Genomic DNA, 774 nt, shown 5'->3' with positions numbered 1-774 from the left:
CGGCACTGCTTCCCCTTGAGAAGAACGCGGACAAAGTTTGGTATCAGGCGGCGTATACCCTGCCCGACGACGCTCCCGCCGTCGCGGTGGGCAGGCGGGTCGGCGGTTTCTACTGCCTGTTTACGGACGGCAGCTACGTCGAGGGCACAAAGGCGGAAGCCGCGGCGGCGCAGCCCGGTAAAACGCTCGCGAAGGCGCGGTTCTTTGAGAAGTTCTCAAAGACCTACCTCAACCCCGACCCAAATGACGCCGGTTTCAGCGCGCCGCTCGGACACACCCTTGAGATACTCCCGCTGGACAACCCCGCGAAGATAAAGCCGGGGTCAAAGCCGCGATTCAGGGTGCTGTTCAAGGGGCAGCCGCTCGCACACGCGGACGTTTCGGCGACGTATGACTATTACGACTACAAAACCGCGAACGCCTATGCGCAGACGGGCAAAACCGACGCGAAAGGCGACGTGTCCTTCAAAATCGACCACCGCGGGCTGTGGCTGATCCGCGCAAGCGACACCCGAAAGTCGGCGCACCCGGATACGGACGAAGACAATAACGCGGCGATTGTCGTCTTTACGGTGAAATGAAAGCCGTGCGCACTGCCGCGGTGTTAGGGGTTGTATGTCCCGGCGCTTCCGCGGCAGCGCGTGCTTGGCGGCGAGCGTTGCCGCGCGCATGTTCCTGCGCTGACGGGGTGTCCCCCAGAGAATCCGAACACGAGCCGCTCTCGGTGGCGTCATGACGCACACGCAGAACAGAGGCTCTGTCTAGAGCAGGACA

The 774-nt window shown here is 62.5% G+C and carries 1 protein-coding gene; it reads left to right on the top strand.

Annotated elements, in window-relative coordinates; all coding sequences use genetic code 11:
* Positions 1-581: DUF4198 domain-containing protein (locus AWU74_RS06770; RefSeq protein ID WP_162504973.1), on the top strand; the 581-nt coding region annotated here is incomplete at its 5' end.
* Positions 582-774 lie beyond the last annotated feature (193 nt).

The organism is Treponema endosymbiont of Eucomonympha sp., assembly GCF_001028545.1.
This window is presented reverse-complemented; position numbering and strand designations above follow the sequence as displayed.